At 44.1% G+C, this 26,420-nt stretch carries 29 protein-coding genes; 15 read left to right on the plus strand and 14 right to left on the minus strand.

The window, feature by feature from the left end:
* The first annotated feature begins 4 nt into the window (after window positions 1-4).
* Window positions 5-607: a GNAT family N-acetyltransferase gene (locus ACQCVH_RS11865; protein WP_426835887.1), complete on the plus strand. Its 603-nt coding sequence runs from the start codon at window positions 5-7 to the stop codon at window positions 605-607.
* On the opposite strand, the gene ACQCVH_RS11870 is transcribed toward ACQCVH_RS11865, so the two are convergent.
* From ACQCVH_RS11870 to ACQCVH_RS11880, 3 genes are all read right to left on the minus strand, one after another.
* The gene (locus ACQCVH_RS11870) at window positions 600-1,142 is read right to left on the minus strand and encodes a YhcN/YlaJ family sporulation lipoprotein (protein WP_426835888.1); all 543 of its coding nucleotides are present in this window, start codon (window positions 1,140-1,142) and stop codon (window positions 600-602) included. The genes ACQCVH_RS11865 and ACQCVH_RS11870 overlap by 8 nt on opposite strands.
* Before the next feature lie 116 nt (window positions 1,143-1,258).
* On the minus strand, window positions 1,259-2,047 hold the full coding sequence (yidC, locus tag ACQCVH_RS11875; protein WP_426835889.1) for a membrane protein insertase YidC: 789 nt from the start codon (window positions 2,045-2,047) through the stop codon (window positions 1,259-1,261).
* A 25-nt stretch (window positions 2,048-2,072) separates the two neighbouring features.
* Window positions 2,073-2,375: a hypothetical protein gene (locus tag ACQCVH_RS11880; protein ID WP_426835890.1), complete on the minus strand. Its 303-nt coding sequence runs from the start codon at window positions 2,373-2,375 to the stop codon at window positions 2,073-2,075.
* 171 nt (window positions 2,376-2,546) lie between these two features.
* On the opposite strand from ACQCVH_RS11880, the gene ACQCVH_RS11885 reads away from it, so the two are divergent.
* Window positions 2,547-3,443, plus strand: coding sequence for a lysylphosphatidylglycerol synthase domain-containing protein (locus ACQCVH_RS11885; RefSeq protein WP_426835891.1), 897 nt, complete (start codon window positions 2,547-2,549; stop codon window positions 3,441-3,443).
* Window positions 3,444-3,484: 41 nt separating this feature from the next.
* On the opposite strand, the gene ACQCVH_RS11890 is transcribed toward ACQCVH_RS11885, so the two are convergent.
* Together ACQCVH_RS11890 and ACQCVH_RS11895 are read right to left on the minus strand one after the other, a co-directional pair.
* Window positions 3,485-4,063, minus strand: a complete 579-nt coding sequence (locus ACQCVH_RS11890) for a biotin transporter BioY (RefSeq protein WP_426835892.1) — start codon at window positions 4,061-4,063, stop codon at window positions 3,485-3,487.
* A gap of 144 nt (window positions 4,064-4,207) precedes the next feature.
* Window positions 4,208-4,984, minus strand: coding sequence for a glycoside hydrolase domain-containing protein (locus ACQCVH_RS11895; protein WP_426835893.1), 777 nt, complete (start codon window positions 4,982-4,984; stop codon window positions 4,208-4,210).
* Window positions 4,985-5,203: 219 nt separating this feature from the next.
* Between ACQCVH_RS11895 and ACQCVH_RS11900 the strand changes: the two genes are divergently transcribed.
* The 3 genes from ACQCVH_RS11900 to nadE are packed head-to-tail and all read left to right on the plus strand — an operon-like array spanning window position 5,204 to window position 8,068.
* The gene (locus ACQCVH_RS11900) at window positions 5,204-5,749 is read left to right on the plus strand and encodes a cysteine hydrolase family protein (protein ID WP_426835894.1); all 546 of its coding nucleotides are present in this window, start codon (window positions 5,204-5,206) and stop codon (window positions 5,747-5,749) included.
* A gap of 16 nt (window positions 5,750-5,765) precedes the next feature.
* On the plus strand, window positions 5,766-7,229 hold the full coding sequence (locus ACQCVH_RS11905; RefSeq protein WP_426835895.1) for a nicotinate phosphoribosyltransferase: 1,464 nt from the start codon (window positions 5,766-5,768) through the stop codon (window positions 7,227-7,229).
* Window positions 7,230-7,243: 14 nt separating this feature from the next.
* Window positions 7,244-8,068 (plus strand): ammonia-dependent NAD(+) synthetase, encoded by an 825-nt coding sequence (gene nadE, locus ACQCVH_RS11910; protein WP_426835896.1) that lies wholly within the window; start codon window positions 7,244-7,246, stop codon window positions 8,066-8,068.
* Between the two features lie 77 nt (window positions 8,069-8,145).
* Here nadE and ACQCVH_RS11915 read toward each other — a convergent pair whose 3' ends face one another.
* Window positions 8,146-9,201 carry a hypothetical protein gene (locus tag ACQCVH_RS11915; protein WP_426835897.1) on the minus strand — a complete coding sequence of 352 codons (1,056 nt, stop codon included), beginning with the start codon at window positions 9,199-9,201 and terminating at the stop codon, window positions 8,146-8,148.
* 292 nt (window positions 9,202-9,493) lie between these two features.
* Between ACQCVH_RS11915 and ACQCVH_RS11920 the strand changes: the two genes are divergently transcribed.
* Window positions 9,494-10,003: a CAP domain-containing protein gene (locus tag ACQCVH_RS11920; RefSeq protein WP_426835898.1), complete on the plus strand. Its 510-nt coding sequence runs from the start codon at window positions 9,494-9,496 to the stop codon at window positions 10,001-10,003.
* Between the two features lie 490 nt (window positions 10,004-10,493).
* On the opposite strand, the gene ACQCVH_RS11925 is transcribed toward ACQCVH_RS11920, so the two are convergent.
* Window positions 10,494-10,949: a cupredoxin domain-containing protein gene (locus tag ACQCVH_RS11925; RefSeq protein WP_257990987.1), complete on the minus strand. Its 456-nt coding sequence runs from the start codon at window positions 10,947-10,949 to the stop codon at window positions 10,494-10,496.
* Between the two features lie 167 nt (window positions 10,950-11,116).
* Here ACQCVH_RS11925 and ACQCVH_RS11930 point away from each other — a divergent pair, with 167 nt between their 5' ends.
* The 3 genes from ACQCVH_RS11930 to ACQCVH_RS11940 all read left to right on the plus strand — a co-directional run bounded on the left by ACQCVH_RS11930 (window position 11,117) and on the right by ACQCVH_RS11940 (window position 14,814).
* Window positions 11,117-12,337 carry a DHH family phosphoesterase gene (locus tag ACQCVH_RS11930; RefSeq protein WP_426835899.1) on the plus strand — a complete coding sequence of 407 codons (1,221 nt, stop codon included), beginning with the start codon at window positions 11,117-11,119 and terminating at the stop codon, window positions 12,335-12,337.
* Between the two features lie 73 nt (window positions 12,338-12,410).
* A complete protein-coding gene (locus tag ACQCVH_RS11935) occupies window positions 12,411-13,397 on the plus strand; it encodes a glycine-rich domain-containing protein (RefSeq protein WP_426835900.1) in 987 nt (328 codons plus the stop codon).
* 253 nt (window positions 13,398-13,650) lie between these two features.
* Entirely contained in the window at window positions 13,651-14,814 is a 1,164-nt protein-coding gene (locus tag ACQCVH_RS11940; protein WP_426835901.1) for a D-alanyl-D-alanine carboxypeptidase family protein, read from the plus strand.
* Window positions 14,815-14,882: 68 nt separating this feature from the next.
* Here ACQCVH_RS11940 and ACQCVH_RS11945 read toward each other — a convergent pair whose 3' ends face one another.
* Complete coding sequence (locus ACQCVH_RS11945; RefSeq protein WP_148975185.1) at window positions 14,883-15,128, minus strand: YkuS family protein; 246 nt, start codon at window positions 15,126-15,128, stop codon at window positions 14,883-14,885.
* Window positions 15,129-15,231: 103 nt separating this feature from the next.
* On the opposite strand from ACQCVH_RS11945, the gene ACQCVH_RS11950 reads away from it, so the two are divergent.
* Entirely contained in the window at window positions 15,232-15,369 is a 138-nt protein-coding gene (locus ACQCVH_RS11950) for a YuzL family protein (protein WP_426835902.1), read from the plus strand.
* A gap of 109 nt (window positions 15,370-15,478) precedes the next feature.
* Here ACQCVH_RS11950 and ACQCVH_RS11955 read toward each other — a convergent pair whose 3' ends face one another.
* Complete coding sequence (locus ACQCVH_RS11955) at window positions 15,479-17,098, minus strand: ABC-F family ATP-binding cassette domain-containing protein (RefSeq protein ID WP_426835903.1); 1,620 nt, start codon at window positions 17,096-17,098, stop codon at window positions 15,479-15,481.
* A gap of 306 nt (window positions 17,099-17,404) precedes the next feature.
* On the opposite strand from ACQCVH_RS11955, the gene ACQCVH_RS11960 reads away from it, so the two are divergent.
* On the plus strand, window positions 17,405-17,539 hold the full coding sequence (locus tag ACQCVH_RS11960) for a hypothetical protein (protein ID WP_009793811.1): 135 nt from the start codon (window positions 17,405-17,407) through the stop codon (window positions 17,537-17,539).
* Window positions 17,540-17,702: 163 nt separating this feature from the next.
* Here the strand turns inward: ACQCVH_RS11960 and ACQCVH_RS11965 are convergent, their stop codons facing one another.
* The 3 genes from ACQCVH_RS11965 to ACQCVH_RS11975 all read right to left on the minus strand — a co-directional run bounded on the left by ACQCVH_RS11965 (window position 17,703) and on the right by ACQCVH_RS11975 (window position 21,750).
* A complete protein-coding gene (locus ACQCVH_RS11965) occupies window positions 17,703-18,302 on the minus strand; it encodes an SCO family protein (RefSeq protein ID WP_426835904.1) in 600 nt (199 codons plus the stop codon).
* 199 nt (window positions 18,303-18,501) lie between these two features.
* A complete protein-coding gene (locus tag ACQCVH_RS11970; protein ID WP_426835905.1) occupies window positions 18,502-19,986 on the minus strand; it encodes an aldehyde dehydrogenase family protein in 1,485 nt (494 codons plus the stop codon).
* 546 nt (window positions 19,987-20,532) lie between these two features.
* The gene (locus tag ACQCVH_RS11975; RefSeq protein WP_426835906.1) at window positions 20,533-21,750 is read right to left on the minus strand and encodes a NupC/NupG family nucleoside CNT transporter; all 1,218 of its coding nucleotides are present in this window, start codon (window positions 21,748-21,750) and stop codon (window positions 20,533-20,535) included.
* A 275-nt stretch (window positions 21,751-22,025) separates the two neighbouring features.
* Between ACQCVH_RS11975 and ACQCVH_RS11980 the strand changes: the two genes are divergently transcribed.
* The 4 genes from ACQCVH_RS11980 (at window position 22,026) to ACQCVH_RS11995 (ending at window position 23,626) form a co-directional block, all read left to right on the plus strand.
* On the plus strand, window positions 22,026-22,679 hold the full coding sequence (locus ACQCVH_RS11980) for a phospholipid phosphatase (protein ID WP_426835907.1): 654 nt from the start codon (window positions 22,026-22,028) through the stop codon (window positions 22,677-22,679).
* 157 nt (window positions 22,680-22,836) lie between these two features.
* Window positions 22,837-23,112 (plus strand): hypothetical protein, encoded by a 276-nt coding sequence (locus ACQCVH_RS11985; protein ID WP_426835908.1) that lies wholly within the window; start codon window positions 22,837-22,839, stop codon window positions 23,110-23,112.
* Window positions 23,113-23,206: 94 nt separating this feature from the next.
* Complete coding sequence (locus ACQCVH_RS11990) at window positions 23,207-23,314, plus strand: YjcZ family sporulation protein (RefSeq protein WP_224897087.1); 108 nt, start codon at window positions 23,207-23,209, stop codon at window positions 23,312-23,314.
* A gap of 153 nt (window positions 23,315-23,467) precedes the next feature.
* Window positions 23,468-23,626, plus strand: a complete 159-nt coding sequence (locus ACQCVH_RS11995; RefSeq protein WP_426835909.1) for a hypothetical protein — start codon at window positions 23,468-23,470, stop codon at window positions 23,624-23,626.
* Between the two features lie 39 nt (window positions 23,627-23,665).
* On the opposite strand, the gene ACQCVH_RS12000 is transcribed toward ACQCVH_RS11995, so the two are convergent.
* Together ACQCVH_RS12000 and ACQCVH_RS12005 are read right to left on the minus strand one after the other, a co-directional pair.
* Complete coding sequence (locus ACQCVH_RS12000; RefSeq protein WP_426835910.1) at window positions 23,666-24,697, minus strand: class I SAM-dependent methyltransferase; 1,032 nt, start codon at window positions 24,695-24,697, stop codon at window positions 23,666-23,668.
* 249 nt (window positions 24,698-24,946) lie between these two features.
* On the minus strand, window positions 24,947-26,173 hold the full coding sequence (locus ACQCVH_RS12005) for an MFS transporter (protein WP_426835911.1): 1,227 nt from the start codon (window positions 26,171-26,173) through the stop codon (window positions 24,947-24,949).
* Window positions 26,174-26,420: the final 247 nt, after the last annotated feature.

The following is a 26,420-nucleotide window of genomic DNA, read 5'->3' on the forward strand; positions in this document are numbered from 1 at the left end:
CTTTATGGCATTATGGATAGAAGCGCCCATTCTTGAAGGAAAGTCCGTCAGACTTAGCCCGATCCGTGAAGATCAAAGCAGTTTGCTGTGGGAGGCTGCTGCGTATAAGGAGATCTGGGAATTTACTGCATCAAAGATTTTTAGTCTTGAAGAAATGAAGGCAGATACCCGGAAAGCAGCGGATTTAGTGAAAGAAGGGAAACAACTGGCTTTTTCGGTAAGCTTGAAGGAATCCGGCAGGCTTGTGGGCAGCACCAGGTATCTGGACATCCTGCCGGAAAATAAAACGCTTGAAATCGGCTCAACATGGTATACGCCAGAAGTCTGGAGGACATCTGTGAATACGGAATGCAAATTTCTCCTTCTCAGGCACGCTTTTGAAATATGGGATATGAACAGGGTCCAGCTAAAAACGGACAGCAGGAATATCAGATCCCAGAAGGCAATAGAAAGGCTAGGTGCAGTTAAAGAGGGCATTCTCCGGAAAGACCGGATCATAGCTGATGGATACGCCAGAAATACTGTTTATTACAGCATTCTAAAAGAAGAATGGCCGCAAGTAAAAGAAAGGCTTATACAGAAACTGAAGAATATCTATCCTATTTAGAATCCGGGAATGTTTTTTCTGCGAGCTTTATAAACTCCTGGTAAAGCTGATCTACCGGCTTTCCGGCAATGATTGCATTCTGATAGGTTTTTACATGCTTATAAAACTCTGCATCATCTGTTATATAAATAGCTTTTGCAGAGTTTTCGGTATGCAGTGCCTGTTTGATTTCCTGCCTGGAGTTCCCGGCAAGCCGATATTCTTTACCTCGATTTACCGCAACAAACGTGCGGTTATTCGTTTTAATAACGACAGCATCAATAATCATGTCCATACTGCTGATTCTTTTAGAAGCTGCTTCATCCAGGATCAGCCTGGGCGCTTCATTTTTCCCTTCATAAGATGTCCTCGTAGGATCCGTCAGCTTTGTGTTTGTTTCACTGTCTTCCTTCGAAGTGCTGACGAGATTTTCTGTCTGTTTGCTTCCCATATCCCTGATAGCAGTATCATCATATATATCTTTTTCATTAATCCCGCAGCCAGGCAGAACAGAGAGGGCTGCAAAGCCGGCTAGAAATAGCTTTTTGCTGATCAAATTCCCACATCCTTTCTATTCTTCATTATTTCAGAGTTTCAGCCCATTTATGCAATAGCGTGCTGCCATCTATACGAAAAAGAAGCATGAGGGGATCCCTCATGCTTCTTTCAACATTATTTGGATATTTCCGCTTCTTTGGCTGCAGGAGCCGTCTGATAAAGCCTGCGACCAATCAGGGTCTGCAGAATAAGGAAAGTTCCTCCCACTGTCCAATACAAAGGGAGGGCTGCAGGAGCGCTGAAAGAGAAGATAACAATCATGATCGGCGATAGCAGTCCCATGAATTTCATCTGGTTCTGCTGCTGGACCGGCATATTGGCCTGGGTCACTTTAAACTGCAGATAATAGACTATGCCTGCTGCTGCTGTAATGAGCAGGTCAGGCTGTCCAAGATTGAACCACAAAAAAGAATGCGCAGCAATTTCATGTGAACTCCTGATGGCATAGTAGAAGCCCATCAGTATAGGCATTTGAATCAGGATTGGCAGACAGCCCATATTAAGCGGGTTTACACCATGCTTGCGATAAAGAGCAAACATTTCCTGCTGCAGCTTTTGCTGTTCTTTTTGATCTTTAGTCTTTTTCAACTGGGCCTGGATCTTGTCCATTTCCGGCTTCAGCACATCCATTTTGCCTTTCATATCCTGCTGCCTTTTGTACTGCTTAAGCATAAGCGGCATAAGGGCCAGGCGGATGACCAGCGTAATAAGAATGATGGATAAACCGAAATTGCCATTAAATAATTCAGCGACCATATGGATGGCACTTGCAAAAGGCTGGACCAGATAGGTATTAAAAAAGCCATCACTTTGCTGGCCGGGCTGTGATGCCTGGCAAGCGGAAAGAAGGATAGCTGTTAAAGATAGAGCAAGAAATGCAGCAAGATTTTTTTTCGATTTCAATTTAATTCCTCCATTAGTTTAAATTTCAGATAACAAATTTAAGCATAATGGAGGAGTCTGCATCCTCGGAGTCGCTGCCCGATCCTTCCTTGGCGCGTATATATTTGGCAATCCAGCGGAGAAGCGTGCTGAAGGGCCTGCCGCATGCTTCGTAAAGCTTAAGGCTTTCGGAGCCGGCGCCAAGCTCGGCTGGCTTGCAGGTAGATTCCATGAAAGAGTATTCAATATTCCATGCCCAGAAGAACTTTACTGTAAGACCGAGCATAAAACTCGCATACAATGTATATTCAGCCGGAATATTTGTAAAATCCATTAACAGATCAAACATTCATTCACCCCATAAATTAGTAGGCCAATACTTTAATTATAAGCTATTCCAGCTTTAAAGGCAATCATGCCCGGCGGTGGACTAACTGATGCCGGCCAGACTGCAGATTCTTTTTACAGGAAAGAATGAATAGGATAAGTTATAGCTGAACAAAAGGAAAGGAGGACAAGGGTGGCAATAAAAAATAAATATATCTTTCTTCTTAAAATCTCCCTGCCAGCATTATTTCTCATTGTTTTAGGTTATGAGGCAAAAGGCATGCTCTCCAAATTGGACTGGGAAGCTTCTGCAGGATTGGCCCGCAGCCTTTCTTATCTGGACTTGCTTTATATTTTTGCTCTTGGGATTGCCGCCCTTTCTCCTATGTATTTTTACGATGTTGTCCTGCTTCAGCTTTTTTCTGTCCATTTACCGAGAACAAAGTTATTCTTTTATTCACTTTCAGCAAACGCGTATTCCAATATTGTGGGTCTGGGCGGGATAGCAGGGGCCACACTTAGGACATATTTCTATAAGAAGTATATGCCGAAGGACAGCCCGCTGGTCCGGACGGCTGCCAAGCTATCTTTCTTCTTTTTAACCGGACTTTCTTTTTTTGCAATTGCTGTTCTGGCCGCTTCTGCAGGGCCCCTGTATGGCTTGGAGGGTGTGCCCTTATGGGCGATTGCACTTTACAATCCGCTTTTTTTGGCACTTTACTGGCGCCGGCAGCCTTTTTGGGATATTCCCGGAAACCGGAAAGGCTTTGTATCAGAACTGGTTGCCATTTCAATTTTTGAATGGCTGTTCATTGTACTTTGCATATGGGGAATTTCCCATACCATCGGGGTGAACATATCTTTTTTTCAGCTGTTCCCAATCGTCATCGCAGCGCTGTGTACAGGAATTATCAGCATGATTCCAGGCGGAGCCGGATCTTTTGATCTGATTTTCCTTTTAATGATGCAGAGGGAGGGGGTCGCAGGTGAAGCTGCCATGCTGATCCTGTTTTTGTACAGGCTCAGCTATTATCTGTTTCCAGTCCTTCTGGGAACTCCGTTTATAATAAAAAAAATGCTGGGAAAATAAAAAGGCTGTCCTCAAGATGGACAGCCTCCGAATATATCGTATTAAGCCGACTCTTTCACTGCACCTCCAGAGGTGAAAAGGAGCCTTGCGCTTACAAGCCTGCGCCTTACAATAATACCGGCCCATGCAGCCAAAGCTGCTTTAATGACCCCTACAGCGAGGAAAGGTGTGAATCCTCCTGCAATTGCAGCACCCCAGCCAAGGTCCGCAGCAATCTTAAGCCAGGCAGTTCCAAAAATCAGGGTAACGAACATTCCGATTATGTTGGCTACTAAAGCATGCTTGAAGGTGAAACCCATTTTCTCAATATAAAGGCCAGTGATAAAAGCAGCAGGAACAAAACCGACAAGGTATCCTCCCGTTGGACCGGCGAGCTTTGAAATGCCTCCTGAAAATTCGGCGAAAACAGGAACACCGGCAGCTCCGATGATCAGATAAAGAATAACTGATATAGTTCCATAACGGGATCCAAGAATGGTAGCTGCCAGCCCGATTGCCAGCGTCTGTCCAGTGATGGGCACGAGGGGCAGGGGAACAGTAATCTGTGCCAGCACTCCAATGATTGCTGCAAATAAGGCAGTTACAATCATTGATCTGAGTTTTAACTGATCTTTTGTCATGAAGAATCTCCTTTTCTGTAAACCATAATATTATGTATGTTAACAATTAAAATGTAAACCTTACAGAATTTATTGTCAACTAAAAATTTTGGTGGTTTACTGAAAAACAAAGCCCGGCTGTATGAAGCCAGGCTGAAGATCCTGCTACTGCCATATATATTCAAGCATAAGCCCCTTAAATAGATTGGTATCAATATTGCAGGCTTCGGCATCAAGTCCATATTGCCAGCCCAATACAGCTGACCCTTCCGGTGCTTCCGGACTATAGGCAGGTGCCTTTCCCTCAGTTGTGATTCCTGCTTGAGGATAAGCTGTCCACAGAATTAGATTTTCCTTCAATCCAGCTGTATCTGCGGCTGCATTATTATAAGCGGCATACAGAGTGCTGCTTCCGGAAAAAACGCCATAAATCCCCGCCTCATATGGAGATTCACTCATAGCACTGTAATAACCTCTAATAAAGTCAGAGTCAACCTGATAGTTCGGTTCTATATCAGCAAAAATGGCTGTGCCCTCCGGAACGCCCAGTTCACTGGCGAGCTGAATCCCCAGTTTCCCTGCTTCTGTTCCATTGTCAATGCCTGCAGCATCTGTAAATTGGTTATTGATCAGCAGTATGCCGGCCTTATTAGCTTGCAGGAAGGCCGCTTCCTCTTTTGTCAGTCCTTGTGAAACCCCTTCTTTTGTACCCAGATACCTTCCCCAGATCTTAGGGTTACCAAAGTTTTCTCTCACACACGAAAATAGGGCTTCGGCTGTCAGGCTGGCGGAATCAACACCCCACACCACCGATTCTGGATCGATCTGGTTTCTGCCGCTGTCATCTTCCTTTGAAGGACCCCAATGGAAAATAATAAAAGGAATGGCCGCTATCAGAAGGACCGGGATCAGTATAGCAAAGAACTGCTTCCAATTGATCATCTGTTCACACTCCTTCATCGGTACATGATATTCTCCGCACTGGAAGTGTGTCTGGGCTATTGGAGATTCTGATCCTGATGCAGGGCTTTATAAGAGTAAATAGCTTGAAGTTGGGGTATCATCGTAAAAGATGAATCATATTTGAGGAAGCTTCAGGGTGATTCCTTCCATGAATTGGCTTATAATAGATTTATTCTTAAAGCGAGAGAGGATTTTTGTATGAAAAAAGCATTGATCAATATTGATTACACCTATGATTTTGTAATCGGTGCCCTGCCGTGCGGCAAGCCTGCCCAGGAAATCGAAGAATACATAACAGACCTGACTGAGACTTTCATTAAAGAAGGGCATTATACCGTTTTTGCCATTGATCTTCATAAGAGAGACGACCCTTACCATCCTGAAACAGAGCTCTATCCGCCCCACAATATAGAAGGGACAAAAGGGCGTGAACTGTATGGCAGCCTTAAAAATGTGTTTACAGAGCACAAGGATAAGGAAAATGTCTACTGGATGGACAAAACGCGCTATAGCGCCTTTGCAGGAACCGATCTTGAGCTTAAGCTGCGGGAGCGGGGGATAGAAGAACTTCACCTGGCAGGTGTCTGTACCGATATCTGTGTTCTTCATACAGCTGTAGATGCTTATAATAAAGGCTTTAAAATCATCGTGCATGAGAAGGCGGTCGCAACCTTTAACCAGGCAGGCCACAGCTGGGCCCTGGAACATTTTAAAGGCAGCCTGAATGCTTCGGTAATACAGTAATCTTTGGAGGTAGGACATGACTGGAAAGTATATGGACGACAGTATGACTCTTCATACTGACTTATATCAAATTAATATGGCTGAAACTTACTGGGAGGATGGTGTACATAACCGTAAAGCGGTTTTTGAACTGTTTTTCCGTAAACTTCCGTTTGGTAACGGCTATGGTATTTTTGCAGGCCTTGAAAGGGTGATAAGCTATCTGGAAGATTTCCGTTTTACAGAATCAGATATTGCTTATTTAAGGGATGAGCTTCACTATAGGGAAGATTTCCTGGAGTATCTGGCAGAATTGCGATTCACCGGATCTGTCCGTTCAATGGCAGAAGGTGAGCTTGTTTTCGGAAACGAGCCGATCATGAGGATTGAAGCCCCGCTTGCCCAGGCGCAATTGATTGAAACGGCGCTTTTGAATATTGTCAATTACCAGACCCTTATTGCCACCAAGGCTTCCCGCGTCAAGCAGGTGGTCGGCGAGGAAACGGCAATGGAATTCGGAACAAGAAGAGCACAGGAAATGGATGCTGCGATTTGGGGAACAAGAGCTGCCTATATAGGCGGATTTAATGCCACATCCAATGTGCGGGCCGGCAAGCTGTTCGGCATCCCTGTATCAGGTACACATGCACATGCGCTTGTACAGGCTTACCGGGATGAATATACAGCCTTCCACAAGTATGCACGCAGGCATAAAGACTGTGTATTCCTGGTAGATACCTATGACACCCTCAAATCCGGGGTTCCAAACGCCATTAAGGTAGCGAAGGAACTTGGCGATACAATCAATTTTATAGGGATAAGGCTGGACAGCGGCGACCTTGCTTATCTTTCGAAAGAAGCAAGAAGGATGCTGGATGAAGCAGGATTCCCGAATGCAAAGATAGTGGCATCGAATGACCTCGATGAATACACAATCATGAACCTGAAAGCCCAGGGAGCAAAAATAGACACATGGGGCATTGGGACAAAGCTTATCACTGCCTATGAGCAGCCAGCCCTTGGCGCTGTTTATAAGCTTGTATCCATAGAGGATGAAGAAGGTTCCATGAAAGACACTATCAAAATCAGCGGCAATCCTGAAAAGGTCACAACCCCTGGCCTGAAAAGGGTTTACAGGATCATCAATACGGCTAATCAAAAATCAGAGGGCGACTATATTGCCATGGAGCATGAACAGCCTGAAGAAGAAGAAAGGCTGAAAATGTTCCATCCGGTCCATACCTTTATCAGCAAATTCATCACCAGCTTTAAGGCACAGGAGCTGCACCATGATATTTTCCGTGATGGGAAGCTTGTATATGAAACCCCTGAACTCAACAAAATACAAGCTTTTGCAAAGAGCAATCTACATGTGCTATGGGATGAATATAAGCGGTCCCTCAACCCTGAGGAATATCCAGTTGATTTGAGCACATTATGCTGGGAAAATAAAATGCGCAATATTGAGCAAGTTAGGGAAAAGGTAAAACGGAATCAATAGAGGAGGAGAAACAAATGAATCTGCAAAAGAGAATTATGGAAGAGTTGAATATTAAGCCAGAAATTAATCCTTCTGAAGAAATCAGAAGTAGAGTCCAATTCTTGAAGGATTACCTTGTGGCCTCCAAGGCAAAAGGATATGTGCTCGGAATCAGCGGCGGCCAGGATTCAACCCTTGCCGGCAGGCTGGCCCAGATGGCAGTGGAGGAATTGAGGAGTGAAGGGCATGAGGTACGCTTTATAGCCGTCCGCCTTCCGTATGGAGTGCAGCAGGATGAGGATGATGCTCAGCTTGCTCTTTCATTCATTAAAGCCGACACTGAATACTCGTTCAACGTGAAAAATGCTGTAGATGCCGTTAAAGAAGAATTTGACATCACCACAAAAGGCGAACCTTTGTCTGATTATCATAAGGGCAATGTAAAAGCCAGGATGCGCATGATTGCCCAATATGCAGTTGGCGGCCAGGAAGGCCTGCTGGTCATCGGCACAGATCATGCAGCAGAGGCAGTTACCGGTTTCTTTACGAAATACGGTGACGGCGGAGCAGATGTTCTTCCTCTCACAGGACTCACGAAACGCCAGGGGAGGGCGCTCCTAAAGGAAATGGGTGCAGAAGAACGCCTCTACCTCAAGACCCCCACTGCCGACCTTCTTGATAATAAGCCGGGACAGGCTGACGAGACTGAGCTTGGGATCAGCTATGATGAGCTGGATGATTACCTGGAAGGAAAAGAGGTTTCACCTGAAACAGCCGAAAAGATAGAAAAAAGATACCTGATCACCGAACATAAAAGGCAGCTGCCTGCTTCCATGTTCGACAGCTGGTGGAAAAAGTAAAAAACCGACCAATGGCAAAATTGCCTCAGCCATTAAATACGAATGAAAAGCCGTCCATTCAGGTGGGCGGCTTCTTTTTACTCTGGCAGCCTGGATTTAAGTTCTTCGGCAAATGCCTGCGGATCATCAGCATCCAGAACAATGCGGTCAGCCTGCTGGACAATGCCAAAGGGCTTCAGTACTTTCCCCGGCTCTTTAAGTCTGATTTCAATGTGAGGCTTTTCCTGCATAAAATCGATGGCCCGTGCATCATAGAGAGTTTGCTGTTCTATTTTTGTAAACTTTTCGGGACCTTCGTAGAAAGAAATGCTTTCAATATTGCAGAGCTCCACTTCCATGCTTTTGGAAAGCCCTGTTTGCAGCAAGAGGACTTCTTGTGTCAGGAGATAAGGAGTCAGCCGCATCGCATGCAGCTCTGCAATGAAATATAAAACCGCATACACATTCAGAAGAAGAAGAATATAAGAAATTGCCGCATTCCATTGATGAAGAAAGAAGTGCAGTCCAACCGATTCAAGTACTGTTGCATGAATCAGCATAATGTAAACGGCCGATGAGCTTTTCTTCCTATGATAGGTAAATATAGCGCCAGTGTCTGTCACGGGCTTACTTTTCCAGGAGAATAAGGAATACTGGAAAAGGGCAATTTCAGAAGCTAAAAGCCTGAGAGCAGCTGAATCAGAAAAGTACCTAGCTGCAGTTTTGTCCAGATTGTATTTCAAATAAGAATTATGGCGGTTGCGATTTTTAAGCTCTTTATAAAATGGCAATATTTTATCTTTATTTCCCAGAATTGCTGCAGAGAAGATAAAGATTTCTCCCAGTACAAGCATCAACCGCAGCATATTGGCTGACTGGAGGTGTCCTTCCGGGATGATCACATGTGAAAGCCCATAAGCACTTAGAAGGACGGGGCTTAAGTATAGAATAGAACGTTTTTTCCTTAAAAGGAAAAAATAAACCAAAGCTGGCAGGACAATAAACAAATCCACCACAGTGCCCCAATAAACACCTTTTGGGACTGGAGCCAAAAAAGATGTCCGATAAAGCAGGCAGTTTGCTGCGATAACCATGCCTGCAAGTACTGCAAAAATACTTTTATCATACCGTTTAAGAGCCATTAGCATAGACATCACCTCATTTCCATTATATAGAAAATCACTGTGGGTAAAAAGGTCCTAAAGAGTGCTTCTGTGAAATTTCTATGACTAATTAACTTTCTTTCCATGATTCTTCTGGCGATGCAAATCTAGCATAAATGGGCAAGAATTACCGCTGGCTCTGAGGCTATCTATCTGGTTAAATAGCATTATGAAAACATTACTGAAATATTCTATCATTTTATTGCTTTCTGTCACCTTTGTCTTTGGAACACGCTTAACTGCGGACGCTTCAACCGTACATACTGTACAAAGAGGGGATACGATGTGGAAAATAGCCCAGCAGTACCAGGCGGGCATCACAGAAATCATCAATCTGAATTCCCATATCACAAACCCTAATTTCATTTATCCGGGCCAGAGGCTCACCATTCCTGCAGCAGCTGCCGAACAATCTGCCGAAGAACAGGTAGTCCAGCTGGTAAACAAAGAAAGGGCGAAATACGGCCTTAAGCCTCTAAAATCCAACTGGGAGCTCTCTAGGACTGCAAGGTACAAATCTCAGGATATGATCAACAGAAACTACTTTGATCACAACTCTCCAACCTATGGTACGCCATTTGATATGATGAAGAGCTTTGGAATTTCCTACAGGACAGCAGGAGAAAATATCGCTGCCGGCCAAACCACACCACAGGCAGTAGTGACCGCATGGATGAACAGTGAAGGACACCGCAAAAACATCCTCAGCAGCAGCTTCACCGAAATCGGCGTTGGATACGCCAAAGGAGGCAGCTACGGGCATTACTGGACACAGATGTTTATTGGGAGATAGGAAGGCATAGGCGGCTGTTATAGGCGAACGAATGTATGGCCAAACCTCTCATTCCGGGACCATACGGGCAATATCCATTCTAGCGGAAATCAGTTAGGCTAATGGATATACTGAACAGCAAATCGTATCTCATTTAAATAGAAAAAAGGGTTCCAGCCCGATGCGCTGGAACCCTTTTTTATTCAAATGAGCGGGAAACATGACAGAGGTTTAATCATTGAGTTGAAAATTTCTTTTTAAAAACTTATTGGCTATGGAGAGGGGCTCAGCCGGCTGTTTTTAGAGCCCTCTGAATAGTGGAATGCATACCAGAGGGTCTTACTCAGCTGTACTAGAACCCTCTGATCTGAGAAACTCTAGCCAGAGGGTCTTAGTCGGCTGAACTAGTGCCCTCTGATCTGAGATATGCACGCCAGAGGGTCTTAGTCAACTGAACTAGTGCCCTCTGATTTGAGAAACTCTAGCCAGAGTCTTTTAGTAACCTCATCATTCAATCCACAACGATATACCCGATCATCGGCCCGTTGCTGTCTCTATCAGGATGGGTGAGGCAGACCAGGCGGTAAATGCCTTCTTTGTCGATTTTGACCGGCACTGATGTTTCCCCGCCTTTTTTGACAATTCCTTTTATATCAGTCCCCTCGATGATGAATGGATGCTCCATTCCGTTGATGCCAGAGATTTTTAAAACAACTTCCTCACCTTCCTTGACGAAAATTGTACCAGGATCCCAGCGATATGCTTCAATTTCCTTGCCATCTGGCAGTGTCGCCTTGAATTCGCCTGTAACCATGTGTATTTCTCTTGGTGCCTTCGCTGCCTTATCCTGGCTGAATACACTTAAGCTGTCTTTGCCGAGCAGAAACCAGCCTGTTGCCGACACGACAGCGGCCAGCAGAACGAGTGCAAATATAACGGTACTTCTCTTTAAAACTAAAAATGGCATATACAGATCCTCCTTTGAATCGATCTATTTTAAAGATATGCCAGGGGTAAGGGAGAACTTGTCTTATTCCAATAAAAATTTTTAAATTTTGTTCCAGCTGGGTAAAAGGCATAAAATAGGAAAGTTTCACCACACTATTCAGGACAACAATTTTGGCGAGGTGTAGTATGTACCGTTTATTTACACATAACGATTTGGATGGGATTGGCTGCGGGATTTTAGCAAAACTTGCATATGGCGATAAGGCAGAGGTCCGCTATAATTCGGTCTCCGGATTGGATATACAGATCAGCCGTCATCTGGACCGTCTGAAAAACAAAGAAAAGAAACAGGATACATTGCTGATCACAGATTTATCTGTTAATGAAGAAAATGAACAGCGGTTAACCCAGCTGCAAAAGGAAGGCGGGACCGTACAGCTGATCGACCATCATAAGTCGGCACTGCATCTGAACAGCAGCAGCTGGGCGAGTGTTACCGTGGAGTACGATGATGGAAGGCTGGCTTCTGCCACGTCCCTATTCTTCGACTATCTGATAAAAGAAAATCATATTACCCCAACAGAAGCGCTTAAAGAATTTGTAGAGCTCGTCAGGCAATATGATACTTGGGAATGGGACCAGAACGGGAACATGAAGGCAAAACAGCTGAATGATCTTTTTTTCCTCCTTTCCATTGAAGAATTTGAAGAAAAAATGCTGGACCGGCTTAAAGACAGCACGTCATTCGAGTTTGATGAATTTGAGAAAAAACTTCTCGAAATGGAAGAAGACAAGATTGAACGTTATATGAGAAGAAAGAAACGGGAAATCGTCCAAGCTTTTATAGGGGAGCATTGTACGGGTATTGTCCATGCGGAATCATACCATTCCGAGCTTGGCAATGAGCTTGGGAAGGAATTCCCCCACCTGGACTATATCGCCCTGCTCAGCATAGGCGGAAAAAGAATAAGCTACAGGACTATCCATGATCATATCGATGTATCCGAAATAGCCGGTAGGTTCGGTGGCGGGGGACATGCCAAGGCATCAGGGAGCAGCATGACTGAAGAGGCGTTTTCACTCTTTGTGAAAGACGTCTTTTCCGATGATCCCATTAAGGGTGACGCCTTTAAAAATGAACATAATCACAAAGAATCCGAGACAGGCTCTCTTTATGAGAACAGAAAGGGAGATCATTTTCTCGTCTTTAAGGACAATCATGCATGGAGGATTGATGTGAATGGCCGCACGGCAGGGGAAAAATATGATAGCTTTACTGATGCAGAACATGAGCTGAAAAGGAGTCATTCTGCCTGGCTGGCCAGAGACGAAATTTACATCGAATATTTAAAATATTTCTTCCTTAAAGCAAAACTGAATTCCAGCAAGGGAAACCGCCATAGATAATTTGGCGGTTTTTTCCTGTAAAAAACTTGCATGACAGAATATAATGGTAGTATCAGTCATGAGGAGGGGAAGAATGGCAGGTTTCATTGTATTTGTCATCGTTTTTATATTCATTATAGGAATGGCGGTTTCTATCATCAGCGGCAATAAAGGAAAGAGGCGTCCGAGACTGTATGCGGATGAATTGCCTGAAGGGCTTGGCATCGAAAATGATGCAGCCAAACCGCTTGCACAGCATTTAGATAAAGCCCTGTCTGAAGGATATCAGTCCAATATAAAAAACAGAATGCTGAAGGAGCATCCTTCCTGGTCGGAAAAGCATTTCGACTGGGTATTCTTTGAGCTTAAAAGGTTCTTTGTACTAAGCAGCATTTTAAAATCGGTGCCCATGTTCAGCGGGAAAGTGGATGCAGTCTGGCATGAGATGCTTATGTTCACAAGAGATTATGAAGATTTCTCAAAAAAGTTCTACAACAGCTTTTTGCACCACACACCTAATATGGAGATTGTTCCAATCCCAGGGGAAAGAGCCTTTTTCGACTGGGTCTACCTACAGGTCTTTTCCCCGGCAAGAAACAGCCGCTTGATTTGGGGAGAATTTTTAAGAACTCCTATTGAGCAGAGCATCTTGGATGATTTCAGAACCCAATCTGAAGGGGAGCTTCTCGCAAAGTATTTCAGGGATGGAGAAGCTGCAAGAGAAGTTCAGCTTTATCTGATCCGGCAGCTCAAGACGGACATCAGGGAAGCAGAAATGACGTTCAGCAAAAATGTAAAAAAGCCGTTCACGCGGATTTCTTCTTCACATGATATGAGCCTGCTTCTTCCAGCGGCCGTCTTTTTCTCGATGTATGAGCATGATGATTACTCGTCACATATTGAAGAAGTGCTTCCTGTGGAAATGATGAAGAGCGGGTATGCAGGAGCGACATCTTGTTCCGGGTTTGCGTGCAGCACTGATCATGATTCAGATTCAGGCAGCTGTTCAGGGGGTTCGAACTGTTCAGGCGGATCCAGCTGCTCAAGCTGCGGAGGAGGAGGCGGCTGCGGGGGAAGCTAGGTCTTTGCTTCCCAGGATAAAAAAGTGTTCTGCGCCTAATTTGCAGTTTTTCCTAAAAAGAAACTGAATGAAGCCATCTTGTTAGATGGCTTTTCATTTTGACCAAATGCATACCCAAATTGCGGATTAACTAAACGTGTTATTTTTCATTTTTGTAACAATTCATAAACAAGCCCATTTGCTGCAAAATATTTTGGTACAATCAAAATTAGGAAATTTAGCACTATCAAAATCAGCAAATGGAGATTGACAGATGAAAAAATTTATTTCCGCTTTAGTAATTCTCATGTTTTCTGTAAACGGCGGTCAGAGCGCTATGGCAAAAGATGAAAAGGAACCTGCCATAGTGAGTGAGGCTGCGGTTTTAATTGATTCGCAATCCAAGGCTATTTTATACAGTAAAAATGGATCTGACCGGATGTATCCAGCCAGCCTGACAAAGATCGCCACTGCAATTTATGCGATAAAAAAAGGCGGACTCGATGATATTGTGACTGTCAGCAGGAATGCTGTTGAAATAGAAGGGACTAAGGTTTATTTGGAAGAAGGCGAGAAGATAACGCTGAGGCACCTGATCGAGGGGATGCTGGTAAACTCAGGGAATGATGCTGCAGCTGCAATTGCCGAGCATCTTGACGGAAACATGGAAGAGTATGAAAAAAACGTTAACACATTCCTGGAAAAAGAAGTGCATGTCCATAACACCCATTTCACAAACCCGCACGGCTTGTTTGATGAAAGACATTATACAACAGCTGAAGACATGGCGCTTATCACCAGCTATGCCTTGAAAGATAGCACTTTCAGAGCGATTTATGGGACAAAAGAGCTTGCATGGGATGGAGAAAGCTGGGACACAACGATATTTACCCACCACCGGATGCTAAAAGGGGAAGTGCCATACACCGGGATAACCGGCGGAAAGACCGGGTTTGTAACCGAAAGCAAGCAGACGCTGGCGACATCTGCAGAAAACGGAAAAATCCAGCTGACTGCCATCGTCATGAAAGCGGATTTCAAAAGGGATATTTATAATGATACAAAGAACCTGCTTGATTACGGCTTCAGCCATTTCAAATCTTCGATGATCAGCAAAGAAACTTCCTTTCAAAAAGGGGACCAGCTCTATTTTACCGGAAAAGACCGCTTCGTCACTATTCCGCTGAATCATTTTGAAAAAATCGTCACAGAAGAAGGTCTTCTGAAAATAGTCGATGATAGCGGAAAATTGATCCAAATATTCCCCCTTGAGCCAGAGACTGTAAAAGCTGCAGGTCCAAGTGAAGCAGTCCAAGCAGCAGAAATTAAAGAAACCCCTTTAAAATCAGGGCTCTTTTATATGGTATTTGTACTGATACTCGCTTCTCTATACATTTTGTCGAGGAAAATATACTGGAGAATAAAACAAAGGCATTGAATCAGCTGATTCAATGCCTTTTTTATAAAAGAAAAGACTAAAGGTAACCTTTAGTCTTCTGCGCCATTTTACTGAAGCCTTGATTCAACCTGCTGGCAAACTTCATCTGCTGATAATCCGTTAGCCTCGATGACTGAAGATTGAGTAAAAGTATCCTGCATTCCCATTACATTGGAGTCCAGTCCCGTCACTACACAGCAGGAGCAATTTTGGGCATCCTCCTGTGTTTTCATGTCCACTACATCATAGCCTTTCGCACGAAGTGCCTCCTGGATATTGGTAAGAGATTGTTCTACCGCAATACGTTTCGCCATAACTACACCTCCTCTGAATGTTATGATGCCTGAAAAAGCGGCGTCTTATTCCCATGAATGAGATGGGGCTTGGGAGCTAAAAGTAATAATCGGAGGTGTTTAAATGGCCAAGCATAAAAAGGATCCTTCCAAAACCGGCTTAAGCTCGCCTGATGTAGAGGGACAGGGCACGACCAATAGTGAAACAGGGAGGTTCAAAGCTGATTCATCAAGAAAAAAGACAAAAAAACAAGATGTCTGACACCTGAAGAACAAGAGCGCTAACAGCCTGATCCTAAAGGAACGCAGCTGGATGGACGTGAACCGGGGGATAAGAAAAACCAGGAAAGCCGGGCTTTCCTGGTTCATTTTTATTTATACATTTCTGCAACCTGTTTTTGCAGGTCAGCGTTTTCAAGGTATTCATCATAAGTCATTTGTTTATCTACGACGCCATTCGGAGTGATTTCAATTATCCGGTTTGCAATTGTCTGAATGAACTGATGGTCATGAGAAGAGAAGATCATGGACCCTTTATAGCTTGTCAATCCATTATTCAAAGCAGTGATGGACTCAAGATCCAAGTGGTTTGTAGGCTCATCAAGAAGGAGCACGTTCGCACCGCTGAGCATCATTTTGGAAAGCATGCAGCGGACTTTTTCTCCACCGGAAAGCACGCTGGCTTTTTTCAGCACTTCTTCGCCTGAGAAAAGCATTCTGCCAAGGAATCCGCGCAGGAAACTTTCACTCTCATCTTGAGGAGAGAATTGGCGCAGCCAGTCAACAAGGTTTAGCTCGCTGTTTTCAAAATACTGCGAGTTGTCTTTCGGGAAATAAGCTTGGGAAGTTGTGATGCCCCATTTGAACGAACCGCTGTCAGGTTCCATTTCCCCGGTAAGGATTTTGAACAATGCCGTTTTTGCAATTTCATCTGTACCGACAAGGGCAATCTTATCGTCTTTATTCATGATGAAGCTGACATTGTCGAGAACCTTGACACCGTCGATTGTCTTACTGATAGCATCTACCCTAAGAAGATCATTGCCGATTTCACGTTCTGGTGTGAATCCAACATATGGGTAGCGGCGTGAAGATGGTTTGATATCATCGAGTGTTATTTTGTCAAGAAGCTTCTTACGTGAAGTTGCCTGTTTGGATTTTGATGCGTTAGCGCTGAAACGGGCAATAAAGCTTTGCAGCTCTTTAATTTTTTCTTCTTTTTTCTTATTTGCATCAGAAGCCATCCTGGAAGCCAGCTGGCTTGATTCATACCAGAAATCATAGTTCCCGACATATACCTGAATTTTTCCGAAGTCCAGATCGGCAATATGCGTACAAACTTTATTGAGGAAATGCCTGTCATGGGAAACAACGATGACTGTGTTTTCGAAGTTGATCAGGAACTCCTCAAGCCAGCGGATCGCCTTGATATCCAAATGGTTCGTAGGCTCATCGAGCAGCAGGACATCAGGTTTGCCGAATAGAGCCTGTGCAAGCAGGACTTTTACCTTATCCGATCCTGTAAGATCTTCCATCTTCTTATTATGAAGCTCCTCGCCAATGCCAAGGCCTTTAAGCAGGATGGCTGCTTCAGACTCAGCTTCCCAGCCGTTCAGTTCAGCAAATTCACCTTCAAGCTCAGCTGCCTTCATTCCATCTTCATCAGTGAAATCAGCTTTCATATAGATAGCGTCTTTCTCCTGCATAACCTGGTATAAACGGGCATGGCCCATGATGACCGTAGTCAGGACTTCATGCTCCTCATACTCATAATGGTTTTGCTTTAATACCGCGAGGCGTTCGCCTGGGCCGAGCGATACATTACCTGTCTGTGACTCAATTTCACCAGAAAGGATTTTCAGGAATGTCGACTTACCGGCACCATTGGCGCCGATAAGGCCATAGCAGTTCCCGGGATTGAATTTAATATTAACATCTTCGAACAGCTTCCTATCGCCATAACGAAGACCTACGTTGCTGACAGTTATCATATAGGTTTGATTCCTCCAAAAAAACAATATCGTAAGAATTATAACACTTTCAGCGTCCAAGAGCGAATCTTTCCGACAGATGCCAATGGAATGACAAAGGTAAAAAAAATGAAAGGCAAGAGGAAAAAGTTTCAGCTGAGAAGAAATGGGAAATAGATAGAGTAAATCAGCTGACTCAGAATGCTTGACATTTTTATAAATAAAATTATCAAAAATTATTCACATTTAATTTGCCGATTGTCATAGTTTTTTCATATTTTTCATGTAAAATAAAATCATACAGGCAAAACAAAGGAGTTTTTTGACATGGCTAAAAAGCAGCTCGTCGATTTAGTTAACCGCTTGAAAAAATCCGGCATAAAGATAAGCTTCACTAAGCCAAAATCTGACTACCTGCTGCACATTAACCAGGCCGGAAAGATATCTTCCTCCACGAACTGAGACTAAAGTGGTACAGGAGACAGGCACATATACAGCTGTCTCCTGCTGTGCAGCCTGAAGACCTTGAAAAACATACGAACGAATATACATACAAAAGGCTGATCTGCCTCCCCGGCAGTCAGCCTTTTTCATGCTAGAATAATATCCCGGCCGGCAGTTAGATTCACAGCTCCTTCAAGATCTTCTCATATACTTCTTTTCTATCAAAACTTTCACCCATCGGGAACTTTTTAATATATTTATTGTCTTTATCCAGGAGATAAACGTAGGTGCTGTGCACATAAAAGCCGTCCCCCGGATCACGGTACTGAAACTGGAAGGCATTGGCCAGCTTCTGTATTTCCTTCTGGTCTTCTTTCATGCTGTCTTTATCTCCAGTCAGGAACACCCAGTTTCCGTCTTTTTTAATATCAAAAGTGTCCATATACTTACTCAGTACTTCAGGTGTGTCGCGATAAGGGTCGATGGTTACTGTCATGAATTTCACTTTATTTCCAAAAACATGATCTTTCTCCAGATCGCTTCTGAGCATATTCATTTTTTGTGTTGTTGTGGGACAGATATCAGGACAATGGGTATAGATAAATTCAACTAATGTTAAGGTCTGTCCACGCTCGCTGAAATCAAAGGTTTCACCATTTTCATTAATTAATGATAGATCTTCCGGAATTTCTGCTGAATGATCCCTGATGACAAAAAAAGCAATCCCTGCAGCAATCCCTCCAATAATAAGGATAGAGCCGATCCAATAAAGTCTCTTCATTTCGTTCCCTCCCACTTAAGAATACGGAATGGAAGGGGAAAATGACATGGATATTATGTGAAATTTTAGAAGCAAGTGCAGAAAAATCTTCTTCCGGCTCCGTTTCTTAAGGAACGCGCTATCTGGATGATTTAAAAATTTTGGCAGCGGGTCTCTAAAAGAAAAAAGGAGCCCGCAGGCCCCTCTTATGAGGATTGAATCAGTTCATTCCAATCCAGACGCTCTTCACTTCTGTGTAATTATTCAAAGCGTAGGATCCCATTTCACGGCCCATGCCAGACTGCTTATAGCCGCCGAATGGGGAGGCTGCGTCAAAGGCATTATAGCAGTTGACCCATACGGTTCCTGCCCTGAGCTGGCTGGCGATATAATGGGCTTTGGAGACGTCCTTCGTCCAGACGCCCGCCGCCAGGCCGTATTCGCTGTTATTTGCCCTGGCAATCAGTTCATCAAGATCTTCATACGGCATAGCCGAGATGACAGGACCAAAGATCTCTTCTTTGGCAATCGTCATCTCATCACGGACATCGGCAAAGATAGTAGGGGAAACGAAGTAGCCTTCTTCATATGGCTTATTTCCGCCCACTAGCAGTTCTGCTCCTTCGCTGATGCCTTTTTCAATATATCCCAGGACCCTGTTCTGCTGTTCTGTTGAAACGAGGGGGCCGATCTGCGTATCAGCATGAAGGCCTGCACCCTGCTTAATCTTCTTGGCATGATCGACCATATCGGACACTACATTATCAAACTGCTTTTTCTGGATGAATACACGCGATCCTGCACAGCATACCTGGCCCTGGTTGAACATGACTCCGTTTAATGCGCCGGGAATGGCCTTTGTCATATCGGCATCAGGAAGGATGATATTCGGGGACTTCCCGCCAAGTTCCAGCGTGACACGCTTCAGCGTCTTGGAAGCCCTTTGCATGATCATTTTTCCGACCTCTGTAGAACCGGTGAAAGCAATCTTATCGACCTGAGGATGATCTACCAGCGGCTGGCCTGCTGTCTCACCAAATCCAGGAACAATATTCACGACTCCTTCAGGGAAGCCCGCTTCCTGGATTAATTCCGCCAGATACAGGGCGGAGAGAGGAGTCTGCTCTGCCGGCTTGAGGACAACCGTACATCCTGTAGCGAGTGCAGCCCCAAGCTTCCACATTGCCATGAGGAGAGGGAAGTTCCAAGGAATGATCTGGCCGACCACTCCTACAGCCTCATGGCGTGTATAGTTAAAGAAAGGCCCGTTTACCGGGATCGTCTGTCCGACGATTTTTGTCGTCCAGCCTGCATAATAGCGCATATGCTCAACAGCAAGCGGGATATCAGCTGCAGAGGTTTCCCTGATAGGCTTTCCATTGTCAAGGGTTTCAAGCTGGGCCAGCTCTTCCTTGTTTTCTTCCATCAAATCTGCGAGTTTATACATAAGCCTGCTTCTCTTGGCGCTGCCCATCTTGGACCATTTTCCTTCATCAAATGCCTTCCTTGCAGCGAGCACGGCTTTATCAATATCTTCAGGACCTGCTTCATACAAGGTCGCCAGCACTTCACCGGTGGCAGGGTTATAGCTTTCAAATGTTTTCTGAGAGGCGCTTTCCACGAATTCTCCATTAATGAAAAGCTTTTTCTTTCCGGCCAGGAACTTTTCTACTTTTTCCTTCAAATTAATTGTTAATTGGGTCATTGCGATTCCTCCCTGAAATTAATTTATGTAGCCAAAAGCCTATTTTGATAGCGCTTCCATAAACTATGTTAGCATTTACGGAATCTATTATTCAAATAAAAAGAGAACAAATTTTCAGATAATTTTCGACAATATTCTATATAAACAGCTTTTCTCAGGGAATTTCTTCCTTTCATAACCTTGTAAAGAGAACGAAGGGAGATCTTCCTATAATTCAACGGATCAGCAAAAATAAGATAGGGCAGTCAAACAGTCGGCCTTAAGGTTTGCCGTGGTTAGATATACGGTTTTCTGCGCCAGACAGCCGGTTTTAATATATTGTCCAGATTGAAGGGGAGAAAAGGGAATTCAGCTCGTAGAGACTTAAGCTATATATTTTAGATGAGGAGCTTTGTGCTGGGACTGTTCATGATATCCGATTCAAATGAGGACCGAGATGGGGAAGAAGCATGCAGAAGGATTAAGTGTAATTAGAGATGAATCGTTTACGTAAAAAGGAAAGAAGCGGGGTGCTTCTTTCCCTTTTAACATACTTATCCAGGTTTCTTACAATAGCATCCCTGCGATTGCTGCGCTCAGCAATGAAGCCAGCGCACCTGCGACGACTGCTTTGAATCCAAGTTTAGCGATATCGCTTCTCCGGTCAGGAGCCAGGTTTCCAAGACCGCCAAGAAGGATGGCCATCGATGAAATATTTGCAAATCCGCATAAAGCGAAGCTGATGATGGCTGAAGTTTTTTCAGACAGATTCCCGATTTCAGGAGCAAAGGAAGAATAGGCCACAAATTCATTCAGAACAAGCTTTTGGCCAATGTATCCGCCAGCCTGGACTGCTTCTGACCAAGGCACACCGACTGCAAATGCTATTGGTGAGAATAGATATCCGAGAATCATTTCAAGAGACAAATTATCAACGCCAAACCTTCCGCCGACAAAGCCGATCAATCCGTTGATCATAGCAACAAGCGCTATGAAAGCCAATAGCATGGCCCCGATATTCAATGCAAGCTGAAGGCCGACACTGGCGCCTTTTGCGGCTGCATCAACTACATTGACAGACTCTGTATCTTTCTCAATAGTAATCTCTTTATCTGTCTGTGATTGTTCTGTTTCCGGAATCATAATCTTTGCCAATACCAAGCCAGCAGGAGCAGCCATAAAGCTCGCAGCCAGGAGATATTCCAGCGGCACGCCCAGCAGGGAATAGCCGATCAGTACTGAACCTGCAACTGAGGCAAGTCCGCCCGTCATGACGGCAAATAATTCTGACCGGGTCATCTTGCTGATAAATGGACGGACAATGAGAGGAGCTTCTGTCTGTCCTACAAAAATATTGGCTGCTGCAGAAATGGACTCTGCCTTGCTTGTCCCAAGCAGCTTTGAAAGGCCGCCGCCGATAATCTTGATAACCCACTGCATGATGCCAACATAATAAAGTACAGAAATTAAAGAAGAGAAGAATATGACAGTCGGCAGAACCTGGAAAGCAAACACCATCCCGATATTCGTTCCATCGGCAAACAGTCCGCCAAACAGGAAGTTGATTCCTTCGTTCGCATAGCCTACGATATTGTTCACCTTTTCAGTGAGCATCTCGAGCGCTTTTTTCCCCGCATTCCATTTTAGGACCGCGAAAGCAAAGATAAGCTGTATGGCAAGTCCTCCAGCAATCGTCCTAAGATTGATCGCTTTTCTGTTTGAAGAGAAGAGAAGAGCGATTCCAAGAACGACTGCAATCCCAAATAGTCCCCAAAGTAAATTCATCAGTTCCACCCCTTAAAAACTAATAGTAATCTTTAGCTTAGAAAAACTTCATAAACGTCTTCCAAATGTTGTATGAGAACAGACGTCAGACATCCAACTAATTAACCTGTTTCATTTTAACATGAATCCGTTTACAGTCCAGTATTTTGTTTTATAAAATTGTTTAGAAAATTAATACATGGATATCATCTTCCATATCTTCATTGAAGAAGATTAGATATGGTTAGTCTACCCAGGTTCAGGGAAACAGAAGAAAAAACAAAGGGTGGGGTTGAATGGATCCTTATTTTTTCGCTATTTATGCTTTCATTTACACCATGCTGCTGGTTTGGGGAATGTCTCTATTGATTAAAAAGGGAAGAGCCTCATATGGAGATGTACTGCTAGTGATTATAGCTGGCCTGATTTATGATAATAGCACTCTCGCGGCAGGACAGATGGCCGGGAAATCAGAAATGCTTTTGTCTCTCAATAGAATGAGATTTATCTTCCATGCTGCCGCAACACCTCTGCTAGTTCTCTTTGCCTGGTATGCTGCAAAAGAATCAGGTGCAAGAGTCCTTGATAAAAAGAAAAGCCTGGCGATTGCCTGGCTATTAACCATTCTTTTAATGTTCATCGAATTCTATGCCGTCAGTAATCTTCAGCTTGAGGCAGTAACTGAATATGGGGTACTGAAGTATGCACCCTTGCATTCTGACGGTCCGCCAATTATGGTGATTGGCGTATCGGTCTTTCTCTTAATTTCCGCGTGTATTGTCTGGAAAAAAACAGGCTGGTTCTGGATGTTTGCCGGAATTGCTATTATGACTGCAGGAAGCGCCATACCCTTTGACCCAGGCAGTGCAGCTGTTACAAATCTTTTTGAGCTCACCTTGATTGCCAGCCTGCTTTTGACCAAAAGACATTTGGATAGGGATCGTGAATGAAAAATGCGCAGCCGAAATTGCTCCGCGCTTTTTTGCCGTCGGGAATATCCTCTCCAGCTTTTGGTTAATATCCGCATTTGCCCCCTGACGTTTGTCCATTATCTGACAGGCCCACCTGCATATGATGTTAGCGGACAACATATCGGAGGTGATTGAAATGTCAAGAAGCTATTATAACCAGTGCAGAGGCGGTGTGGGCCGAATGGTGCGGATCCGGACTGTGCATGGAAGAGAGCATGTGGGAGTTATTGAACGTGTTACACCTTCAAAAGTTTTTATCAGACCTGCAGGCGGAGGCAGGAATTATGGCGGCTACGGATATGGAGAGTTTGATGGATTTGCGTATCCTTACGGCTGGGGCTGGGGCGGCTTTGGCATCGGCATTGCGTTCGGTGCAATTGCCGCTTTAGCTTTTGTCCCATTTCTATGGTAAAAGCTCAATTAAGCACAAAGATACTATTAGCCCATTCAAAACAGCCATCCCTCTCATACAATACCCTAGGTCGCGGATAAAGGGGGTGCAATAAATGAGCGGTGGAGCTGGATACGGATACGGCGGAGGGTTTGCCCTTATCGTCGTGCTTTTCATCCTTTTGATTATCGTTGGCGCTGCATATGTAGGAGGGGGCTACTGATCCTTTCTGCATCAAGCGAAAAAAGGAATTTGTCTCTGGACAGATTCCTTTTTTCATTTTCCCCTGGAACAAGTCTTGCTGCCAGGGAAGATCTTTGAATGAAAATCCTGAAAAGGATAACAATATAATGACAGAAACAAGGAGGGATTTCTCATGCCAAAAGAAGCACAAGATGATATGTCACAATACAAAATGCCAAATGCATTAAAGAAACAGCGCGATTCATCCTACCAGGTCGGCTATACCGCTACAACAGGCAATCAGACTGGCGGAGAAGCTGAAGTGGGCAAGAGGGCAGACTATAAGAATTAACTGGAACCAAGCTGCGCTATGCAGCTTGATTCCATCTCTTTATCTAACCCTTGCTACAATGCCATTGTGCACTTTAATATAGCCGTGCTGAAGGATTTCCAGTCCGTTTTCATACATATAAAGTCCCATCTGCTCGACTGTCATGAGCTCCCTGTACGTATGGTTCATGACATCGGCCATTATTTCATAATAAAGCTTTGACCTGAGCTGCGCTCTTGGGGTTGTCATGACAATATAACCTGAAGGCTTCAAAAATCTTCTGTGCCAATCAACCACCTCGGGCTTTAATTTATCAGGAAAATGCTCCAGCAGGCCGACACTCAAAACAATATCAAATTCTTTTCCATAAGGAAGATTTCTGATATCGTCCACGACATAGTCAATTTGGAAATCATTTTTGTAAAAAGCTTTTCTGCCGCCTGTTTGGTTATTCTGCCCAAGGAAGGGATATGAATCGGGAAATTCCTCAAAACGTGCATCCCTGCAAAACGGATCATAATCGACCAGAACTGCTTCTCCCCCTGGGTACATGGCAGACAGCTGCATTGCTTCATAACCTTCTGCGGCACCCAAGAAAAGAATACGTGGCTTATCAAGATCCAGGTTGGCAAATAGGCCTCTTTTCCCGCGCGGATCCCATATTCCATCCTGAATCCTGTGAACATAATTCCATAGTGAAAGCCTTACCAGCTCGCCCAAAGCTGTTTTCGCTGCACGGGGCTTTATCATAGCTGCATTTTTGAAGAAATCCCTCTTAGTCCTGTCCATTTCGGCTGGGACATCCTTAACAAACCACTGATGAAAGGAACGGTTGAACATTTCCCAGGATGTATGGACGGGAAGGTCCTTTTCATGTTCCCTTTCCCAGTCATGCTTTTCTTTAGCAAATGATGTCACTTCGTACGGCTTGCCGATATCTTTCCATGAGAGCACGGACCAATCCCTTACTGTGTTCATCTTAATGAATCTGCCGGCCTGCTTTTCCGTATACTCGCGCATATCTCTCCTGTATGAGGGAAGGAGAGAGGTTTCCTCCTGAATTTCATCTGCTGTTATTTCAGTTTCAAGCAACAATACCACCCCGTTTGTAAGCGTTACCAATACTTATTCAACACAGGAAATGTCAAACCCTTTACAGGCAGAAATAAAACAACTTTCCTAAGGCTCTACTGCTGCAAATTGTTATGGGACCATTTAGCAAGAAAATCTTCGTGACTAATAGTGTGAAAAGGGTTGTTAAACTTTGATTCTCAAAAATGATCTATTCATAGCAGCAATGACAAACCCGGCTAAATATAAAAAGAGCAGGATATCCTGCTCTTAAAGTGCCACCGCCATCTTTTTTCTTTCTAATGTTATAGCCGCAAACAGGAAGGAAAGCGCAGCTGCAAAACGGACAGCTGAAGTTATGCTCATAGCAGATAACATACCGAAATGGTCAAGCAGGAACACTCCGAATTGCGGGGCGATAAAACCAACTAGAGATAACAAGAAGTTATAGTTGGCTATATAGCTGGTCCGGTTTTTTTCCGGTGAAGCATTAAGAAGCTGATTGAACAATAGCAGATTGGTTCCCGAGACAAAAAGGCCGATCCAGAGATTGATTAGCGTCAAGTAAACAAGATTAGATGAAGCGACTGTAAGGAGAGGGGCCGTTGACATGCCAGCTGCGGCGATGAACAGAATAAAGCTGTTGCCTTTCCTGTCTGCCGCTTTTGCCCACCATTTAATGCTGGCAATCTGGGCCAGCTGGTTGGTAACAGAAAACAGGGAAAGCCAAAGGGCAGTAGCTCCCGCTTCCTTTATTTGATATATGCTGAAAATGGACCATGCCATTTGTGCACCAAAATTAAATAAAAGTCCGCAGACAACAAATGTTAGGAATGGCTTGTGCCTGAAAACCGCTAACGATAGTTTCTTTGTCTTGATACCCTCTTCCTGCTTTTCATTTATCACAGGACTTTCTTTATGCTTAAAAAGGTAATAAACTTCAAGCAGCGCAAAGAGGAAGCCAATCACAAAGAGCAATTGATACGGAAAAGGGGAACTTTGATCATACTGCTGCAGAAAAAATCCGGTCCCGAAAGTTATAAACATTGCAGCAATTGTATTAAGGCGGTTGCGTGTGCTAAAGAATTCACCGCGTCTTTTTTCAGGGACCAGATCTCCGATCATTGACTGCCAGGACAGTCCGGAAACAGCTCCCGGGAAATTGAGGAGACCAATGAGCCCAACAAGGAACCAGGGCGCATATTCCTTTGGCAGAAACGGTACAAATAAAATCAGCATAAAAAGGAATCTTGTTGCAAAAGTTGAGGCAACGGCAACCCTTTTTTTGCTCGGAGAACGATTGATCCATATTGCTCCGGGAATGATGGCCAGAAGCCCGATGATAGATGGAAGGGAACTTATCAGTCCCATTTGCTGATTTGTTGCCCCAAGCACACTGATTGCCAGGAGAGGGATATAGCCGTTTACCGCATTGGTAGATATAGTAGAAGCCAGGCCATTATAGATGCTAAGCTTTTCATTTTGCGTATGTTTCAATTCTTAATCTCCCTTTTACTTTTTCTTTGCCGAAATGGATTGTATGCTTTCGTTTCTAAAAAAACAATACATTTGGCATAAAAAGGGTAGAAGGAGGGACCTTCTCGATTGAGAACATAGACCCAAGGGAGGACTTTTGCAGCATATTCATCCACAATAATAACAGGTATATATTAACTGCATAAGTAAGCTTTTTCTCGAATTCCTCTATAGTTTACCTTTCTTGAACAGGGGTAGTTATTCTAGG

Source organism: Bacillus infantis (genome assembly GCF_050107595.1).
Lineage (GTDB): Bacteria > Bacillota > Bacilli > Bacillales > Cytobacillaceae > Bacillus_AB > Bacillus_AB infantis_C.

Coding starts and splice junctions, on each gene's coding strand:
- ACQCVH_RS11865 (WP_426835887.1), top strand. CDS start 5: ATGGCATTATGGATAGAAGCGCCCATTCTTGAAGGAAAGTCCGTCAGA.
- ACQCVH_RS11880 (WP_426835890.1), bottom strand. CDS start 2,375: ATGTTTGATCTGTTAATGGATTTTACAAATATTCCGGCTGAATATACA.
- ACQCVH_RS11890 (WP_426835892.1), bottom strand. CDS start 4,063: ATGACAAAAGATCAGTTAAAACTCAGATCAATGATTGTAACTGCCTTA.
- ACQCVH_RS11895 (WP_426835893.1), bottom strand. CDS start 4,984: ATGATCAATTGGAAGCAGTTCTTTGCTATACTGATCCCGGTCCTTCTG.
- ACQCVH_RS11900 (WP_426835894.1), top strand. CDS start 5,204: ATGAAAAAAGCATTGATCAATATTGATTACACCTATGATTTTGTAATC.
- ACQCVH_RS11905 (WP_426835895.1), top strand. CDS start 5,766: ATGACTGGAAAGTATATGGACGACAGTATGACTCTTCATACTGACTTA.
- nadE (WP_426835896.1), top strand. CDS start 7,244: ATGAATCTGCAAAAGAGAATTATGGAAGAGTTGAATATTAAGCCAGAA.
- ACQCVH_RS11915 (WP_426835897.1), bottom strand. CDS start 9,201: ATGTCTATGCTAATGGCTCTTAAACGGTATGATAAAAGTATTTTTGCA.
- ACQCVH_RS11920 (WP_426835898.1), top strand. CDS start 9,494: ATGTGGAAAATAGCCCAGCAGTACCAGGCGGGCATCACAGAAATCATC.
- ACQCVH_RS11925 (WP_257990987.1), bottom strand. CDS start 10,949: ATGCCATTTTTAGTTTTAAAGAGAAGTACCGTTATATTTGCACTCGTT.
- ACQCVH_RS11930 (WP_426835899.1), top strand. CDS start 11,117: ATGTACCGTTTATTTACACATAACGATTTGGATGGGATTGGCTGCGGG.
- ACQCVH_RS11935 (WP_426835900.1), top strand. CDS start 12,411: ATGGCAGGTTTCATTGTATTTGTCATCGTTTTTATATTCATTATAGGA.
- ACQCVH_RS11940 (WP_426835901.1), top strand. CDS start 13,651: ATGAAAAAATTTATTTCCGCTTTAGTAATTCTCATGTTTTCTGTAAAC.
- ACQCVH_RS11945 (WP_148975185.1), bottom strand. CDS start 15,128: ATGGCGAAACGTATTGCGGTAGAACAATCTCTTACCAATATCCAGGAG.
- ACQCVH_RS11950 (WP_426835902.1), top strand. CDS start 15,232: ATGGCCAAGCATAAAAAGGATCCTTCCAAAACCGGCTTAAGCTCGCCT.
- ACQCVH_RS11955 (WP_426835903.1), bottom strand. CDS start 17,098: ATGATAACTGTCAGCAACGTAGGTCTTCGTTATGGCGATAGGAAGCTG.
- ACQCVH_RS11960 (WP_009793811.1), top strand. CDS start 17,405: ATGGCTAAAAAGCAGCTCGTCGATTTAGTTAACCGCTTGAAAAAATCC.
- ACQCVH_RS11965 (WP_426835904.1), bottom strand. CDS start 18,302: ATGAAGAGACTTTATTGGATCGGCTCTATCCTTATTATTGGAGGGATT.
- ACQCVH_RS11970 (WP_426835905.1), bottom strand. CDS start 19,986: ATGACCCAATTAACAATTAATTTGAAGGAAAAAGTAGAAAAGTTCCTG.
- ACQCVH_RS11975 (WP_426835906.1), bottom strand. CDS start 21,750: ATGAATTTACTTTGGGGACTATTTGGGATTGCAGTCGTTCTTGGAATC.
- ACQCVH_RS11980 (WP_426835907.1), top strand. CDS start 22,026: ATGGATCCTTATTTTTTCGCTATTTATGCTTTCATTTACACCATGCTG.
- ACQCVH_RS11985 (WP_426835908.1), top strand. CDS start 22,837: ATGTCAAGAAGCTATTATAACCAGTGCAGAGGCGGTGTGGGCCGAATG.
- ACQCVH_RS11990 (WP_224897087.1), top strand. CDS start 23,207: ATGAGCGGTGGAGCTGGATACGGATACGGCGGAGGGTTTGCCCTTATC.
- ACQCVH_RS11995 (WP_426835909.1), top strand. CDS start 23,468: ATGCCAAAAGAAGCACAAGATGATATGTCACAATACAAAATGCCAAAT.